Annotated in this window: 16 protein-coding genes, 1 other RNA gene and 1 pseudogene; 9 read left to right on the forward strand and 9 right to left on the reverse strand. The window is 62.5% G+C overall.

Annotation, left to right across the window (positions count from 1 at the left end):
• Positions 1-62 precede the first annotated feature (62 nt).
• The 5 genes and pseudogenes from ACZ1G0_RS06470 to ACZ1G0_RS06490 all read left to right on the forward strand — a co-directional run bounded on the left by ACZ1G0_RS06470 (position 63) and on the right by ACZ1G0_RS06490 (position 2,569).
• Positions 63-649: pseudogene (locus ACZ1G0_RS06470) on the forward strand (N-acetylmuramoyl-L-alanine amidase).
• A gap of 12 nt (positions 650-661) precedes the next feature.
• Positions 662-1,127: RNase P RNA component class A (gene rnpB, locus ACZ1G0_RS06475), an RNA gene on the forward strand.
• A gap of 78 nt (positions 1,128-1,205) precedes the next feature.
• Complete coding sequence (locus ACZ1G0_RS06480; protein ID WP_472736196.1) at positions 1,206-1,622, forward strand: hypothetical protein; 417 nt, start codon at positions 1,206-1,208, stop codon at positions 1,620-1,622.
• A gap of 133 nt (positions 1,623-1,755) precedes the next feature.
• Positions 1,756-1,923, forward strand: coding sequence for a 50S ribosomal protein L33 (gene rpmG, locus ACZ1G0_RS06485; protein WP_011454349.1), 168 nt, complete (start codon positions 1,756-1,758; stop codon positions 1,921-1,923).
• A gap of 121 nt (positions 1,924-2,044) precedes the next feature.
• Complete coding sequence (locus tag ACZ1G0_RS06490; protein ID WP_472736197.1) at positions 2,045-2,569, forward strand: GNAT family N-acetyltransferase; 525 nt, start codon at positions 2,045-2,047, stop codon at positions 2,567-2,569.
• Between the two features lie 4 nt (positions 2,570-2,573).
• Here ACZ1G0_RS06490 and ACZ1G0_RS06495 read toward each other — a convergent pair whose 3' ends face one another.
• From ACZ1G0_RS06495 to ACZ1G0_RS06505, 3 genes are read right to left on the reverse strand one after another with little or no spacing between them, the layout of a single operon-like run.
• On the reverse strand, positions 2,574-3,161 hold the full coding sequence (locus tag ACZ1G0_RS06495; RefSeq protein WP_472736198.1) for a retropepsin-like aspartic protease family protein: 588 nt from the start codon (positions 3,159-3,161) through the stop codon (positions 2,574-2,576).
• Between the two features lie 31 nt (positions 3,162-3,192).
• On the reverse strand, positions 3,193-3,807 hold the full coding sequence (locus tag ACZ1G0_RS06500; protein WP_472736199.1) for a MarC family protein: 615 nt from the start codon (positions 3,805-3,807) through the stop codon (positions 3,193-3,195).
• Positions 3,804-5,651, reverse strand: coding sequence for an ABC-F family ATP-binding cassette domain-containing protein (locus tag ACZ1G0_RS06505; protein WP_472736200.1), 1,848 nt, complete (start codon positions 5,649-5,651; stop codon positions 3,804-3,806). Before ACZ1G0_RS06505 ends, ACZ1G0_RS06500 begins: the two co-directional genes overlap by 4 nt.
• A gap of 104 nt (positions 5,652-5,755) precedes the next feature.
• Here ACZ1G0_RS06505 and ndk point away from each other — a divergent pair, with 104 nt between their 5' ends.
• On the forward strand, positions 5,756-6,178 hold the full coding sequence (ndk, locus tag ACZ1G0_RS06510) for a nucleoside-diphosphate kinase (RefSeq protein ID WP_472736201.1): 423 nt from the start codon (positions 5,756-5,758) through the stop codon (positions 6,176-6,178).
• A 28-nt stretch (positions 6,179-6,206) separates the two neighbouring features.
• Here the strand turns inward: ndk and ACZ1G0_RS06515 are convergent, their stop codons facing one another.
• The 6 genes from ACZ1G0_RS06515 to bhcR all read right to left on the reverse strand — a co-directional run bounded on the left by ACZ1G0_RS06515 (position 6,207) and on the right by bhcR (position 11,480).
• Positions 6,207-6,545: a TfoX/Sxy family protein gene (locus ACZ1G0_RS06515; RefSeq protein ID WP_472736202.1), complete on the reverse strand. Its 339-nt coding sequence runs from the start codon at positions 6,543-6,545 to the stop codon at positions 6,207-6,209.
• A gap of 499 nt (positions 6,546-7,044) precedes the next feature.
• Positions 7,045-7,881, reverse strand: coding sequence for a metal ABC transporter permease (locus ACZ1G0_RS06520; protein ID WP_472736203.1), 837 nt, complete (start codon positions 7,879-7,881; stop codon positions 7,045-7,047).
• Positions 7,878-8,717, reverse strand: a complete 840-nt coding sequence (locus ACZ1G0_RS06525; RefSeq protein ID WP_472736204.1) for a metal ABC transporter permease — start codon at positions 8,715-8,717, stop codon at positions 7,878-7,880. The genes ACZ1G0_RS06520 and ACZ1G0_RS06525 overlap by 4 nt, the downstream gene beginning before the upstream one ends.
• A complete protein-coding gene (locus ACZ1G0_RS06530; RefSeq protein WP_472736205.1) occupies positions 8,701-9,594 on the reverse strand; it encodes a manganese/iron ABC transporter ATP-binding protein in 894 nt (297 codons plus the stop codon). Before ACZ1G0_RS06530 ends, ACZ1G0_RS06525 begins: the two co-directional genes overlap by 17 nt.
• Positions 9,591-10,508 (reverse strand): metal ABC transporter substrate-binding protein, encoded by a 918-nt coding sequence (locus ACZ1G0_RS06535; protein WP_472736206.1) that lies wholly within the window; start codon positions 10,506-10,508, stop codon positions 9,591-9,593. The genes ACZ1G0_RS06530 and ACZ1G0_RS06535 overlap by 4 nt, the downstream gene beginning before the upstream one ends.
• Positions 10,509-10,667: 159 nt before the next feature.
• On the reverse strand, positions 10,668-11,480 hold the full coding sequence (gene bhcR / locus ACZ1G0_RS06540; RefSeq protein WP_472736207.1) for an HTH-type transcriptional regulator BhcR: 813 nt from the start codon (positions 11,478-11,480) through the stop codon (positions 10,668-10,670).
• Positions 11,481-11,644: 164 nt separating this feature from the next.
• On the opposite strand from bhcR, the gene bhcA reads away from it, so the two are divergent.
• From bhcA to bhcC, 3 genes are all read left to right on the forward strand, one after another.
• On the forward strand, positions 11,645-12,826 hold the full coding sequence (gene bhcA / locus ACZ1G0_RS06545; protein ID WP_472736208.1) for an L-aspartate--glyoxylate aminotransferase BhcA: 1,182 nt from the start codon (positions 11,645-11,647) through the stop codon (positions 12,824-12,826).
• A 5-nt stretch (positions 12,827-12,831) separates the two neighbouring features.
• On the forward strand, positions 12,832-13,797 hold the full coding sequence (gene bhcB / locus ACZ1G0_RS06550; protein WP_472736209.1) for a beta-hydroxyaspartate dehydratase BhcB: 966 nt from the start codon (positions 12,832-12,834) through the stop codon (positions 13,795-13,797).
• Positions 13,798-13,906: 109 nt separating this feature from the next.
• Complete coding sequence (gene bhcC, locus ACZ1G0_RS06555; RefSeq protein ID WP_472736210.1) at positions 13,907-15,070, forward strand: 3-hydroxy-D-aspartate aldolase BhcC; 1,164 nt, start codon at positions 13,907-13,909, stop codon at positions 15,068-15,070.
• Positions 15,071-15,105 lie beyond the last annotated feature (35 nt).

Below are 15,105 nucleotides of genomic sequence, written 5' to 3' on the forward strand. Positions count from 1 at the left end.
CCAATTGCGGGCCGCGCAAGGACGGGCTGCGGCCTGATCTGATTGTCCTGCATTACACGGCCATGGCGGATACGGATGCCGTGATCCGGCATTTGTGTGCGTCCGAGGCGCAGGTGTCGGCCCACTACGTGATTTCGCCCATGGGGCAGGTGACGCAGCTGGTGGCCGAGGAGGGCCGCGCGTGGCACGCCGGGGCCGCCAGTTGGGGGGCGAGGGGGACGTAAATTCCCGCTCCATCGGGATCGAGATGGTGAACGACGGGTTTTCGCCCTTCGCCGCGCCTTTGATGGCCGCCCTTGAGGGGCTGTTGCCCGGGATCATGGCGCGGTGGAATATCCCGCCCAAGGGGGTTGTGGGCCATTCCTGCGTGGCCCCGGGGCGCAAGATCGACCCGGGCCCGCGGTTCGACTGGGCCCGGCTGGCGCGTCAGGGGCTGGCGATTGGGCCTGTTTACGGCGCGCCCGGTGATTTCCACCGAGATCTCAGAACCTTCGGCATGACAGCTGATGTGCCGGATGAAGTAAGGTTAACGGCGTTCCGGTCCCGGTTCCGTCCTTGGGCGCGCGGGCCAGTGGACGATGTGGACCGTGCCCTTGCAGCCGATCTTGCCAGACGCTTTGCCGTTGATCCGCCGCGCCGACAGGCGTAAGGGGGCTGGGCGCGGAGGGTTGGATGGCCGCGGCGCTGTTGCACCTAGAATAGCATGGGTGCCGTTCTCGGGAGCTTTTCATTCGAAAAGCCCCTGTCACGGCGCGCTGCGTTCTCGGTGAGAACGCAGCGTCGAGGAAAGTCCGGACTCCACAAGGAAACGGTGCCGGGTAACGCCCGGGCGGAGCGATCCGACGGAAAGCGCCACAGAAAACAGACCGCCATCCTCCGGGGTGGTCAGGGTGAAACGGTGGGGTAAGAGCCCACCGCCGCGCTGGCAACAGGGCGGGCACGGCAAGCCCCACCGGGAGCAATGCCAAATAGGAACCGCGTGCCGGGCGACCGGCGGGACTGCCTTGGTCCCAGCAGGTTCGGGTTGGCAGCTAGAGGCGCGTGGGCAACCACGGGCCAAGAGGAATGGTCATCTCGGGGCGGTTCGCCGCCCTAGACAGAATCCGGCTTATAGACCCTCCGCGCATTTTCGCCGCATAGGCGCAGGGTACATTTCAACCTAGCGTTGCGGTGGGAGTGCGGGGCAAGCGGGAAGGGTCGCTGCCATGTCTTTTGAATCTCACAGCCTTTACGATGGGGTTCGTTATGGGCTTGCTCTGGGTTGCGGCGGTGGTGTGCCGCCCGCCGCACAGGCCGCTATGAGCGCAGAACAGGATGTATGCAGCGTGCTGATCTGCGCCCAAGGCTTTGTGAGACAGGTCAATTGGAAGGCACTGACCCTTTTGGGTCTGACCGATACGCCCCTGCCGGAAGAGCTGCTTTGGACGCATCTTTGGCCTGGTGTATCCCGCCAGTCCGTGGCCAGCACGTTTGCCCGCGCCCGGGCCGGACGTACAGGGTACTGTCGCGCGCGGCTGGGCTATATCAATGCGCCGGATCTGTGTTGCGAGATTACAGTCGCGCCGATTCCATCCGATGATCCCGTGCGCCGGCACGTCTTGGCCACTCTTCACGCGCTATAGGCATGATTATCCTCAAAGGCGGTTGACTCCGCCCGGTCAGTCCTTAAAAGCCAACAGAGTATTTCACGGGCGCCCGCCTGACACTTTTGGGGGCGCCTGTTTCCGTCTTAAGCCGCTGCCCAGGAGAACACCCATGGCGAAGCCAACCACGATCAAAATCCGCCTGAACTCCTCGGCGGGGACCGGCCACTTCTACGTGACCAAGAAAAACGCACGCACGATGACCGAAAAGATGGTCGTACGCAAATACGACCCCGTTGCGCGCAAGCACGTCGAGTACAAGGAAGGCAAGATCAAGTAAGATCGCCTGACATGACCAGACAAACGGCCGCGCAGCACACCCTGCGCGGTTGTTTTCGTTTGTGACATAGATGAAACCTCGCCACGCCCCGGGTGCGCTGCCTTACGAAAGGAAGTGACCCATGGCCCAAACGACCCAAGACGTAGCGCCCAAGCTGACCCTGCGCCCCGCCCGACCGGGGGATCAGGCGGCGGTGGATGCGCTGTTGCAGCGCAGCTATCCCACACTGCTGGCCGATGATTATGCGCCGGGCGTGTTGGCCAAGGCCTTGCCCTTCATGACGACCGCGCGGCCCTCGCTGCTGAGAAGTGGCAGCTATTACCTGCTGTTGGTGGGGGCGCAGCTGTGCGCCGCCGGTGGCTGGACCCGCGGTGATCCCTTTGGGGGTGCGGGGGGCGAGGACGTGGGCCATATCCGCCATGTCGTTACCTGTGCCGATCACCAGCGCCGGGGATACGGCGCGCTGGTTTTGCAACATGCCATGCGGGCCGCCCATGAGGATGGCGTGCGGCGGCTGGACTGCTATGCGACACTGACGGCCCGCCGGTTCTACGCCGCGTTCGGGTTCGAGGAGGTGGCAGAGATTAAGATGACCCTGCGCCCCGGTGTCGCCTTTCCCGCCGTGCACATGCGGGCCGTGTTGTGATGGGCTAGCGGATCAGGCGCAGGGTGTTCTGGGCGATCTCGATCCGGCCAAAGTGCTGCAGATAGGACATGCCTAGCAGGCTGCCGGGCATATCGCCTTGGTTGACCACGGCGCGCACGCCTGTTTCGGTCTTGTCGCCAAGGCGCACCTCGGCCAGTCGAACTTGGGCCGTGCGCACCTCGCCGTTGGCGGTATAGGCGCGACCTGTGAAAGGCAGGGCGTCGATGTCGATCCCGGCCCGGGCCGCGTCCTGCTTGGACAGCACAAGGTCAGAGGCGCCGGTGTCCATCACGAACTGCACCGGCACGTCGTTGATGGTCAGGGTGACGTAGTAGTGACCATCGCGGGCGCGGGGCACCTCGACCACCGTTTGGCCCGCGTCGATCGAGACCGACTGCCGGGGCATCACGGTTTGGGTGATGTCGGACCACATGCCCGCCACCACGATGGCGCCGATAAAGATGAACGCCCAAATCGCGCTTTGTTGCAGCATCTGGTTCAGGCGGTGGCGGTTGGCCAGCACGAAATAGCCGCCAATCACGCCAAGCAGCAGGGTCAGGTAGATCAGGTTGCCAAAGTCATCTGTGTCCATGCCCTAGACATAGGCGGCGGGGCGTGGATTTCTAGGCGGGCCAGATTTGCAGCAGCCCGTTCAGGACGAATTGCACCGACAGCGCCGCCAGCAACATGCCCAACAGACGCGTGACCACGTTGATCCCCGTGGCCCCCAGCAACCGTTCCAGAGGGCTTGCCAGAAGGAACAGGACGAACACCACCGCCAGAACGCTGATCATGATCGCGAATACCATGGCGGCGTGCAGCGGGTCGCCCTGTGCCTCGCCCATCAGCAGGATCATGGTCGCAATGGCCCCGGGGCCTGCGATCAGGGGCATGGCAAGGGGGAAGACCGATGGATCGTCGGGCACCTCTTGGGTCTGATCCTCGCGCCGTTTGGTCCGTTTCTCGAACAGCATTTCGAGGGCGGTCAGGAACAAAAGCAGCCCGCCCGCGATCTGGAAGGCCGGCAGCGAGATGCCGAGGAACGTCAGCAGCGTGTCACCGGCAAGGCCGAAGGCCGCCAGGATCAGCGCCCCGATCACCACCGCCCGGACGCCGATCGCCCGGCGCGCGTCACTAGGCGTGCCTGCGGTCAGGGCGACGTAAAGGGGCGTCAGGCCGATGGGGTCGATCACGACAAACAGGGCCACGAAGGCTGTGATGATTTCTGCGCTGGTCATCCCTTGGCCTTCTCCAACCGGTCTTCGGCGGCTACCCACATGGCCTCGGCCTTGTCCAGCGCCTCCATGACTTCGGCGTATTTCTTGTTCCAGGTCTCAAGCTCGCCCACGCGCGATGCCTCGTAGAGGGCCGGATCAGCGAGCTTCTTGGCCAGCTTGTCCTGCATCTCCTGGATCTTGGACACGCGGGCCTCGCACTTGCGGACCTCGGATTTCAGAGCCTGCAGATCTTCCTTGCTGACTTTGGGTTTTTGTGTGGGTTTCTTGGGCTTTGCGGGGCGATCTTCACGTTGCAAAAGTAGGTTGCGATAGCTTTCCAGATCGCCCTCATAGGGTTGCACCGTGCCGTCTTTGACCAGCCACAGGCGGTCCGCCACCAGGCTGAGAAGGTGCATGTCGTGGCTGACCAGCACCACAGCGCCGGAATAGGCGGTAAGGGCCTCGACCAGCGCCTCGCGGCTTTCGATGTCCAGGTGGTTGGTGGGTTCGTCCAGGATCAACAGGTGCGGCGCGTCGATGGTGGCCAGCAGCAGGGACAGGCGGGCCTTTTGCCCACCCGACAGGCGGCCGACCTCGGTGTCCGCTTGATCCGCACCCAGGCCAAAGCTGGCCAGACGGGCACGCAGGCGGGGCGGCATTTCCTTGGGTCGCAGGCGTTGGACGTGCTGCAAGGGTGTCTCGTCCACGTGCAGCTCATCCACTTGATGCTGGGCGAAATAGCCGATCCGTAACTTGCCACTTGCGGTCCGGTGCCCGGCCATGACGGGCAGTTTGTCGGACAAGAGTTTGGAAAGCGTGGACTTACCCTGGCCGTTCTTGCCCAACAGCGCGATGCGGTCGTCCTGGTCGATGCGCAGGTCCATGCGGCGCAGCACCTCGGTCTGGCCGTAGCCTGTGGTGGCCGCCTCCAGCCGCAGGATCGGGGGCGACAGCCCCTCGGGCGTGGGAAAGGTGAACACCATCTTGGCGGCCTCGGCGGGGGCGGTGATGGGGGTCATCTTTTCCAGCATCTTCACGCGCGATTGGGCTTGCTTGGCCTTGGAGGCCTTGGCCTTGAACCGGTCCACGAAGGATTGCAGGTGCGCGCGGCGGGCGTCTTGTTTCGACGCCTCGGCCTGAGCCTGCATCGCCTTTTCGGCCCGTTGCTTGGCGAACAGGTCGTAGGGGCCGCCGTAGTAGGTCAGCTTCTTTTCCGACAAATGCAGGATGCCGCCCACGGCGCGGTTCAGCAGTCCCCGGTCGTGACTGATGATCAACACGGTGTGGGGGTACTTGGCGATATAAGCCTCCAGCCACAAGGCACCTTCAAGGTCCAGATAGTTGGTCGGTTCGTCCAGTAGCAACAGGTCAGGCTGCGCGAACAGAACCCCCGCAAGGGCCACACGCATCCGCCAGCCGCCCGAGTAGTCCGAACAGGGGCGTTTCAACTCTTCGGCCCCAAACCCAAGGCCGCGCAGGATCGTGGCCGCACGCGCCTCGCCGGACCAGGCGTCGATGTCGGTCAGGCGAGACTGGATGTCTGCGATCCGGGCGGGGTCGGTGGCCGTGTCCGCCTCGGCCATCAGGGCCGCGCGTTCCTCGTCCGCCTCCAGCACCGTATCCAGAATCGAGGTTTCGGAACTGGGCACCTCTTGGGTGATTCCGCCGATACGGGCGGCCGCGGGCAGGGTGATTTCGCCTGCATCCAGCACCAATTCCTTGCGGATCAGGCGGAACAGGGTGGTCTTGCCGGTGCCGTTCTGGCCCACCACACCGACCTTGTGGCCCGCTGGAATGGTGGCAGAGGCCTCGACCAACAGGGGGCGACCGGCGACGGAGTAGTTTATTTCGGAGATGCGCAACATGGGCGGGGTTTGGACCCCGGGGGACCCAGTGTCAATCGCGGGCTTTTCATCAATCCATAGGGGTGGTAGGGGCTGCGCAAACCGCAAACCCTAGGAGAGTTCCAATGGCGCTAGAACGCACATTCTCGATCATCAAACCCGATGCCACCAAACGCAACCTGACCGGCCAGATCGTCGCCAAGTTCGAAGAGGCCGGCCTGCGCGTTGTCGCCTCCAAGCGGATCCAGCTGACACTGGCCCAAGCGCAGCAGTTCTACGGCGTCCACTCCGAACGCCCCTTCTTTGGCGAACTGTGCGAATTCATGATCTCCGAGCCGATTGTCGTGCAGGTCCTCGAAGGTGAAAACGCCATTGCGAAAAACCGCGAAGTCATGGGCGCCACCAACCCAGCTGACGCTGCCGAGGGCACCATCCGCAAGGAATTCGCCCTGTCCATCGGCGAAAACTCCGTCCACGGATCGGACGCCCCAGAAACCGCAGCCGAAGAAATCGCATTCTTCTTCTCCGGTCTGGAACTGGTGGGCTGATTTTCTAAAAAATTCTGACGGCGGCGCCTTAGGGCGCCGTTTTGCGTTTGAGGACCCCGATGGCGTCCAGCACGGCCTCGAAGTGGTCCAGATCAGTGTCAAAATGTTTGGATTTCAGCGCGTCGAACCGCGCGCGCAGGGCGTCTTTTTCCGCGCCTTTGCAATCGTTCCACGGGCGCCCCTGCAAGGACATCTCGAGCGCGTAGAACATGATGAAGTGGGGTTTGGTGCCCTGTGCCATCATCTTGGCATAGGCCCCATCGGTGCCCAGTTCGCGCAGGGTCTCGGCGGTGGTGATGCCGACCTCGTTCAGCGCGGCCTCCACGGCCGGTCCGATGTTGCGCAGGCTGGTCAAGGGCGTTCCCATGCCCCCAGCATCGCAGGAATTCTGCGGATCGTCTAGATCGCGGCCCAGTCGTCGAATGTGACTGGGGGGCTTGCGTCTTTCTTGGGTTCTTTGGGGTCTTGCGGTTCGGTCGGCATGGCCGTTGTCCTTTCCTCAACAATGCCCAAGGCTTGCACGGAATTTTGCCGAGGCGAGGGCAGGTTTGTGGCAGCAATGGGGCAGGGTTTTCGCACACTCGGTGCCTGAAACGAAAAAGCGGTCCTGACAAAGGGAGGAGAGTCAGGACCGCAGGTATTTTCAGGCTCACGACCGGCTAAGGGAGGAGGAGAAAGCCGTGTCGTTGCTTGTGGTACCTATATCGTAGCCGCTTTGGGGATCGTCAATGCTGCAGATGCAAAAAAAGATCACGCGCGTCAAGTTGCCACCTAAGGTTGCAAAGTGCGGTGCCTAAACGGTCTTGATGCGGAGGATTTGTGCGAAGTGCAAACAATCGCAGGCCATCCGGTCCGGCAATGGCGCTCTATGGTGCTGCCGCATGTTCCGCTTTTCTGCGTGTGCGAAGGGTCTGGATCAGGCAGGCCACGAACACGGCCGTCAGGATCACCACGATGGTCGGTGCGGGCGCGCTGTCAATCCAGAACGACAGATAGACCCCCGCAACCCCCGAGGCGACGGCGATGCCGCCCGATAGGAGTAGCATCCTGCCGAACCGTTTGGTCAGCAGAAAGGCAATGGCGCCCGGTGTGATCAGAAGTGCGATGACAAGAATCAAGCCCACCGCCGACAGGGCCGCCACCACCGCCGCCGAGATCATGGCCAAAAGCCCGTTGTGGATCAATCCCACCCGCAGGCCCACTGCGCGCGCCTGTGCCGGGTCAAACGCGTGCAGCATCAGGTCTTTCCACAGCACGGCAATCACGCCCGTGATCCCAAGGCCAATCAGACCAGAGGTCCACAGGTCTGCCACGGACAGGCCCAGCATGTTGCCAAACAGGATGTGATCCAGATGGACGCTGGTTTCAATCTTGCTGATCATGACGATACCCGCCGCGAACATGGCCGAAAACACCACCCCCATCAGCGTGTCTCGTTTGATCCGGCTGTGGGTGTCCAGCCACCCCGTCAAAAGGGCCGACCCCATACCGGCGGCAAAGGCCCCGATGATCAGGGGCAGGCCCATGATGTAGGCCAGCACGACCCCGGGCAGCACCGCGTGACTGATGGCGTCGCCGATCAGAGACCAGCCCTTGAGGACCAGCAGCGCGGACAACAGCCCGCAGGGCAGGGCGACAAGGATCGTCACCATAAATGCGTCCTGCATGAACGGCAGTTGGAAGGGCAGCAGCCAGTCGCTCATACCCGGGCCCTCGCGCGTGCGGCCAGCAGCCCGTGTTTGGGGGCGAACAAGAACGCGGCGGCAAAGACCAGCGACATCAGGCACACGATGATGCCCCCCGTGGCCCCGTTCAGGAAATAGGACAGATAGGCCCCCAATCCCGCGCAAACCGTGCCTAGGCCGCCTGCGATGCACAGCAGCACCCCGAACCGGTCTGTCAGCAGATAGGCGGTCGCCCCGGGCGTCACCACAAGGGCGATGACAAGAAAGGCCCCGACGGTCTGCATCGCCGCCACACAGGCCGCGGACAGCAGGGCAAAGAACAGCACCGTCAGCCCGCTTGTGTTCAGGCCCACCGTGCGCGCGTGACGCTCGTCAAAGAAAGTGACCATCAGGTCGCGCCATTTGACCGCCAGCACCCCCAGCACCACCGCCGAGATCAGGACCAGTTGCGCCGTGTCGGCCGCCGATACGGCCAGAATGTTGCCCATTATGATCGACTGCAGATCCACCGACGTGGGCTGCAACGAGACCATGAACAGCCCCAATCCAAAGAACCCGGTGAAGATGATCCCGATGATCGCATCCTCTTTCAACCCGGCGGTGTTGCGCAGGGCAAGGATGGCGGCGGCGGCAAGGCCCCCGGACAGGAACGCCCCGATCGCAAACGGCAGGCCCAGCATGTAGGCCCCCGCCACCCCGGGCACCACCGCATGGGACAGCGCGTCGCCAATCAGGGACCAACCCTTGAGCATCAGGAACGCCGACAGCAGCCCGCAGACCCCGCCCACCAGCGCGCTGACCCAGATGGCGTTGACCATGTAGCTGTAGGCAAACGGCTCAAGCACGGCTGTCATCGGTGTCCTTCTCGTGGTCGCCATAAATCACGAAGGGCCGCTCGTCGTCGGTCAGGACGGTCACACGGCGGCTGTCGTCGTCGTCGTGCAAATCCGCGCCGCCCAGATCAAACCGGCGCAACACGCCACCAAAGGCCTGTTCCAGATTGGCGTGGGTGAACACGTCGCGGGTCAGGCCGTGGGCCAACACGGTGCCCTTGATCAGGACCGTCCGGTCGCAGAATTCGGGCACGGATCCAAGGTTGTGGGTGCTGACCAGCATAACGCGCCCCTCGGCGCGCAACTCGCCCAGCAGCTTGATGATGGCAGCCTCGGTCTTGACGTCTACGCCCGTGAAGGGTTCGTCCAGCAAGATCACCTGACCATTTTGTGCCAGACTGCGGGCCAGAAAGACCCGCTTGCGCTGGCCGCCCGACAACTCTCCGATTTGGCGGTGCTGGTAGTCGGCCATGCCCACGCGGTCCAACGCCTCGGCCACGGCGGTGCGGTCGGCGGGGGCAGGGCGTCGCAGCAGGCCCATGTGGCCAAAGCGTCCCATCATCACCACATCACGCACCAGTACGGGAAAGGACCAATCGACCTCTTCGGCTTGGGGCACATAGGCCACGAGGTTGCGTTTCAGCGCCTGTTTGACCGGCAGACCCATCAGGTTGATCTCGCCATGGGCCGTGGGGACAAAGCCCATCAGCGCCTTGAACAGGGTCGATTTGCCCGCCCCGTTCACCCCCACCAGCGCAGCCGTTGTGCCGCGCGGCAGGCTGAAGCTGGCGTTGGTCAGGGCGCGGTGGCCGTTGCGGTAGGTGACGCTGAGGGCCTTGACCTCCAACCCGGGTGTGGCCGTGTCAGCCTTGGTGAATGTCAGGCCCTCGGCATTCATTCGGTGTTGCCTGCGGTCAGGCCGGTGACGATAGTGCTTACCGTGACCTCCAACAGGTCAAGGTAGGTGGGGACAGGCCCGTCCTCGGCCGACAGGCTGTCCACGTACAGGATGCCGCCATAGCGTGCGCCGGTTTCGCGGGCGACCTGTCGGGCGGCGTCATCGGGGACGGTGGATTCGCTAAAGACGACGGGGATGCCTTCGGCCCGGACCGTGTCGATCACCGTGCGCACCTGTTGCGGTGTGCCCTGTTGGTCGGCGTTGATTGGCCACAGGTACAATTCGTTCAAGCCCATATCGCGGGCGAGATAGCTGAACGCGCCTTCACTGCTGACCAGCCAGCGTTGATCCTCGGGCACGGTGGCCACCAGATCCACAAGCGGCTCCAGCGTTGCGCGGATGTCGGACTTGTAGGCTTCGGCGTTGGCTTTGTAGGTGGCCGCGTTGTCCGGGTCATGCGCGGCCATGGCGGCAGCGATGTTGTCCACGTAGGTCAAAGCCGGGTTCAGGCCCATCCAGGCGTGGGGATTGGGGGCAACAGCGGGATCCCCGCCGCCGATGGCAATGGGTTCAATCCCATCGCTGACCACGGCCGAGGGGATATCGCCCAAGTTGCGCAGGAACTGTTCAAACCACGCCTCCAGGTTCATGCCGTTCCAAAGGATCAGATCCGCGTCCAGCGCCCCGCGGATGTCGCCGGGTGTGGGCTGGTAGAAATGGATTTCGGCGCCTGGTTTGGTGATCGAGACGACTTCGGCAGCGTCACCGGCCACGTTACGGGCCATGTCGGCAATTATGGTGAACGTGGTCACGACCTTGAAGTCATCCGCAGCGGCTGTGCCGGGCAGGGTCAGGGCGGTGGTGGCGAGGAAAGCGCCCGCGAGAAAGGCGCGTATGGGTAGAGTCAGTGGCATTGCAGAAAACTCCTATGTTGCAAGGTGCATATGAAAATCACTCGCAAAAAGTCAAGGGCAGTGGTTGCCGATGTATTGTCAGACATTCGATTTACGGGGCGTTAATTGTCGGACACTGGTTGTCTGACAATTGATTTACGCTCTGTCAATTGTCGGACATTACACCTCTGCCCACCCCAAATCGCGCGAAAGCTGCCGTGCGGCGGTGCGGACATGGTTGCCAATTTCTGCAACCCGTTCCGGTGTCACGCGGCTGACAGGCCCAGAGATGGAGAGGCCCGCGATCACCTGCGCCTCGGCACTATAGACAGGCGCCGCAATGCAGCGCATCCCCAAGGTGCGTTCCTCGTTGTCGAGCGCATAGCCGCGTGTTGCTGCGGTCCGCAGGTCGGTCAATAGGTCGCCGATGCTATCGTAAGTGAACTCGGTAAAGCGGTCTTGACCCTGATCGGCCATGATTGCACGCACCTCCCCCTCGGGCCGTTGGGACAGGATCGCCTTGCCGATGCCGCTGGCATGCATGGCGCCTTGGGTGCCGGGAGGAAAGAAGGCGCGGATGCTCTCGTGTGTCTCGGCCTGCGCCAAGAACAACACCTTACCGCCACGCTCGACGCCCAAGTTGGCGGTTTCGCCGGTCTGACGCATCAACCGTTCCATGATGGGGCGTGCGCGTTCGACAAGGGATGTGCGCCGCAAAAAGGCAGATCCGACCCGAAACGCGCCAGGACCGATGTGCCACGTCTGCTCGGAGGGATCCATTTCGACCATGTCGTGACCCTCCAACGTGACCAATACGCGATACAGGGTGGCCGGGGACTGATCCAACTGACCCGCGAGGTCTGACAAACTGTGCCCGGCCCCTTTCGACAGGTGGTCCAGCACAACAAGGGCGCGGTCCAGCGCCTGGATGGTGTTTTGGGCGGTCTTGTCCCCCCACGCCCGGGGGCGTCCGCGTTTGGGTTGATCGGTCATCTCGGTCCTTTTCCATTTATGAAAATTATATTCACCAGATGAAAAATAGCAAGTGTTTGAAATACATGCTTTTCACTGCCTTTTTCATCTTGCGAAATTCTTTTTCAAAAAAATTGGCCTGCGACATCCCGTCCGATAGACCTAGCGGCAGAGGAGGACACCACATGCAAAACCCAGTTTTTATTCCCGGTCCCACAAACCTGCCCGAAAGCCTGCGCAAGTCCGTTGATATGCCAACGATGGATCACCGCTCTGCCGCGTTTGCGGATATACTGCACCCGGCGCGTGCGGGCGTGAAACAGGTTCTGGCCAGCGCGACCGCAGAAGTGTTCATCCTGCCCGGCACCGGCACCCTCGGCTGGGAGGCTGCGATCACCAACACGCTGTCCCCGGGCGACACGATCCTGATCGGGCGCAACGGCATGTTCTCACACAAGTGGATCGACATGTGCGAACGGCACGGGTTGGATGTGATCGTCCTGCAAGCCCCGTGGGGCGAGGGTCTGCCAGTGGACCGCTACGCCGAGGTTTTGGCCAGCGATACACAGCACCGTATCAAGGCCGTGCTTGCCACCCACAACGAAACCGCCACGGGCGTTGTCAGCGATATCAAGGGCGTGCGCGCCGCGCTGGATGCCGCCAACCACCCGGCGTTGTTCATGGTGGATGGTGTCAGTTCCATCGGGTCGATGCCGTTCGAGATGGACGCATGGGGTGTGGATATCGCCGTGACCGGCAGCCAGAAGGGTTTCATGCTGCCTGCGGGTCTGGCCATTCTGGGTGTCAGCCCGCGCGCCCTTGGGGCGATGGCCACGGCGAAACTGCCCCGCACCTATGCGGACCTGAACGACTTGACCAAGGGCTATGCCGCCAGCGCGTTCCCCTACACCCCGCCTGTCGGCCTGATGAACGGGCTGAAGGACGCCTGCGCCATGCTGCTGGACGAGGGGATGGAGAATGTCTTTGCCCGCCACACGATGATGGCCCGGGGCGTGCGCGCCGCCGTGGCCGCGTGGGGCATGGAAACCTGCGCGACCCGGCCCGAATGGCAATCCGATACCGTTACGGCAATCCTGACACCCGAAGGGTTTGACGCGGGGCGCATCGTGACCCACGCCTCTCAGGCCTATGACATGGCGTTCGGCGCGGGTCTGGGCGAGGTTGCGGGCAAGGTGTTCCGCATCGGGCACTTGGGCCAATTGACCAAGGCGCAGGCCCTGTCCGGCATTGCCATTGCCGAAATGTGCATGCACGACCTAGGATTGCCAATGACCCTTGGCAGCGGTGTTGCCGCCGCCCAAGCCACCTGGGCCACGCCCACAGAACTGGCCCTCGCAGCGGAGTAAAGCAGATGAAAGATATCCTCGACATTCCCAACTATGACGACGTGATCGCGGCCCACGACCGGATCCGCCCTCACATCCACAACACGCCCGTGCTGACCAGCAGCTATTTCAACGATCTGGTTGGTGCGGAGATCTTCTTTAAGTGTGAGAATTTCCAAAAGGCGGGGGCATTCAAGGTGCGCGGTGCCTCGAACGCGGTGTTCGGCCTGTCGGACGAGGACGCGGCGAAAGGAGTGTGCACACACTCCAGCGGGAACCACGCGCTGTCATTGTCCTACGCGGCCGGTCGTCGCGGCATCCCGTGCAACGTGGTCATGCCCCGCACCGCGCCTGAAGCCAAGAAGGCTGCCGTGCGCGGCTATGGTGGGATCATCACGGAATGTGAGCCCTCTACCACCAGCCGCGAGGCTGTTTTTGCCGAGGTGCAGGCGGCCACGGGTGGGAATTTTGTCCACCCCTACAACGACCCGCGCGTGATCGCGGGGCAGGGCACTTGCAGCCGCGAGTTCATGGAACAGACCGGCGGCGTGGATATGATGGTGGCCCCCATCGGCGGCGGCGGCATGATCTCGGGCACCTGTCTGACCCTGTCCAACATCGCCCCGGAGGTGCAGATCATTGCGTCCGAACCCGAACAGGCCGACGACGCCTATCGCAGCTTCAAGGCGGGGCACATCATCGCGGATGATGCGCCTGTGACCATCGCGGATGGTTTGAAGGTGCCGCTGAAAGAGCTGACGTGGCACTTTGTGTCCAACCACGTCACGGACATTCTGACCGCGTCCGAGCAGGAGATCATCGACGCCATGAAACTGACATGGCAGCGCATGAAAATCGTGATGGAACCCAGCTGCGCCGTGCCTTTGGCCACGATCCTCAAGAACAAGGATCGGTTCGCGGGCAAACGTGTGGGCGTGATCGTCACTGGCGGCAATGTTGATTTGGCAAAACTGCCCTGGATGAACGGCTAGGCCCTTTTCCTTACTGCGTGTTTCCGATACGAAACACGCGTCACTATCGGGGACCCGGGCCCGCTGAACCGGCCCATCCCTCGCAGCCCCTCAATCGTGGAGAGATCCGATGAAAGACATGACAAACCTAGACCAATACGAAGTTGGTTTCGACATTCCAGCCCTGCCCGGCATGAAGGAATCCGAGGTGCAAACCCCTGCACTGGTTCTGGATCTGGACGCGCTGGAACGGAACATCAAAAAGATGGGCGACTACGCCAAATCCAAGGGCATGCGCCACCGGGTGCACGGCAAGATGCACAAATCCGTCGACGTGGCCTTGTTGCAGGTCGAACTGGGCGGGGCCTGCGGCGTCTGCTGTCAAAAGGTCTCCGAGGCCGAGGTGTTTGCCCGCGGCGGCATCAAGGATGTGCTGGTATCCAACCAGGTGCGTGAGCCGCAAAAGATCGACCGTCTGGCCCGCATGCCCAAGCTGGGTGCGCGCACCATTTGCTGTGTCGATGATCTGGCCAACGTGGCCGACCTTTCCGAGGCCGCCGTGCGTCATGGCACCGAAATCGAGTGTCTGGTGGAAATCGACTGTGGCGCGGGCCGTTGCGGCGTGACCACCACGCCAGCTGTTGTAGAAATCGCCAAGGCCATTGACGCCGCTGAGGGCCTGAAATTTGCTGGCATCCAAGCCTATCAGGGCGCGATGCAGCACATGGACAGCTACGAGGATCGCAAGGCCAAGATCGCCGTGGCCGTGGCTCAGGTCAAAGACGCCGTGGACACGTTGGCGGCAGATGGGCTGGAATGTGATATCGTCGGCGGTGGTGGCACCGGATCCTACTATTTCGAAAGCACCTCGGGCGTGTACAACGAATTGCAGTGTGGGTCCTACGCCTTCATGGACGCGGACTACGGTCGTATCCTTGACAAGGACGGCAAGCGCATCGACCAGGGCGAGTGGGAGAACGCGTTGTTCATCCTGACCTCTGTCATGTCACATGCAAAGGCCGACAAGGCCATTGTGGACGCCGGGCTGAAGGCGCAGTCCGTGGACTCTGGTCTGCCGGTGATCTTTGGCCGCACGGATGTTGAATATGTGAAATGTTCGGACGAACATGGCGTGGTCGCAGACCCCGATGGTGTTCTAAAAGTGAACGAAAAGCTGCACCTTGTACCCGGTCACTGTGACCCCACCTGCAACGTCCATGACTGGTATGTCGGCGTGCGCAATGGTGTGGTCGAATGTGTCTGGCCTGTGTCCGCCCGTGGGCGCGCTTGGTAAGTTTCCACTAACGCTCTGCGGTGCCCGACATCGGG

The organism is Thalassobacter sp. HA4-2 (assembly GCF_055693705.1).

What these genes read in the sequence shown, in the direction of transcription:
- ACZ1G0_RS06490 (WP_472736197.1), top strand. Translation starts at nt 2,045, where the DNA reads ATGGCCCAAACGACCCAAGACGTAGCGCCCAAGCTGACCCTGCGCCCC.
- ACZ1G0_RS06480 (WP_472736196.1), top strand. Translation starts at nt 1,206, where the DNA reads ATGTCTTTTGAATCTCACAGCCTTTACGATGGGGTTCGTTATGGGCTT.
- ACZ1G0_RS06505 (WP_472736200.1), bottom strand. Translation starts at nt 5,651, where the DNA reads ATGTTGCGCATCTCCGAAATAAACTACTCCGTCGCCGGTCGCCCCCTG.
- ACZ1G0_RS06535 (WP_472736206.1), bottom strand. Translation starts at nt 10,508, where the DNA reads ATGCCACTGACTCTACCCATACGCGCCTTTCTCGCGGGCGCTTTCCTC.
- ACZ1G0_RS06495 (WP_472736198.1), bottom strand. Translation starts at nt 3,161, where the DNA reads ATGGACACAGATGACTTTGGCAACCTGATCTACCTGACCCTGCTGCTT.
- ACZ1G0_RS06520 (WP_472736203.1), bottom strand. Translation starts at nt 7,881, where the DNA reads ATGAGCGACTGGCTGCTGCCCTTCCAACTGCCGTTCATGCAGGACGCA.
- bhcB (WP_472736209.1), top strand. Translation starts at nt 12,832, where the DNA reads ATGAAAGATATCCTCGACATTCCCAACTATGACGACGTGATCGCGGCC.
- ACZ1G0_RS06515 (WP_472736202.1), bottom strand. Translation starts at nt 6,545, where the DNA reads ATGGGAACGCCCTTGACCAGCCTGCGCAACATCGGACCGGCCGTGGAG.
- bhcC (WP_472736210.1), top strand. Translation starts at nt 13,907, where the DNA reads ATGAAAGACATGACAAACCTAGACCAATACGAAGTTGGTTTCGACATT.
- ACZ1G0_RS06500 (WP_472736199.1), bottom strand. Translation starts at nt 3,807, where the DNA reads ATGACCAGCGCAGAAATCATCACAGCCTTCGTGGCCCTGTTTGTCGTG.
- ndk (WP_472736201.1), top strand. Translation starts at nt 5,756, where the DNA reads ATGGCGCTAGAACGCACATTCTCGATCATCAAACCCGATGCCACCAAA.
- bhcA (WP_472736208.1), top strand. Translation starts at nt 11,645, where the DNA reads ATGCAAAACCCAGTTTTTATTCCCGGTCCCACAAACCTGCCCGAAAGC.
- ACZ1G0_RS06525 (WP_472736204.1), bottom strand. Translation starts at nt 8,717, where the DNA reads ATGACAGCCGTGCTTGAGCCGTTTGCCTACAGCTACATGGTCAACGCC.
- ACZ1G0_RS06530 (WP_472736205.1), bottom strand. Translation starts at nt 9,594, where the DNA reads ATGAATGCCGAGGGCCTGACATTCACCAAGGCTGACACGGCCACACCC.
- bhcR (WP_472736207.1), bottom strand. Translation starts at nt 11,480, where the DNA reads ATGACCGATCAACCCAAACGCGGACGCCCCCGGGCGTGGGGGGACAAG.
- rpmG (WP_011454349.1), top strand. Translation starts at nt 1,756, where the DNA reads ATGGCGAAGCCAACCACGATCAAAATCCGCCTGAACTCCTCGGCGGGG.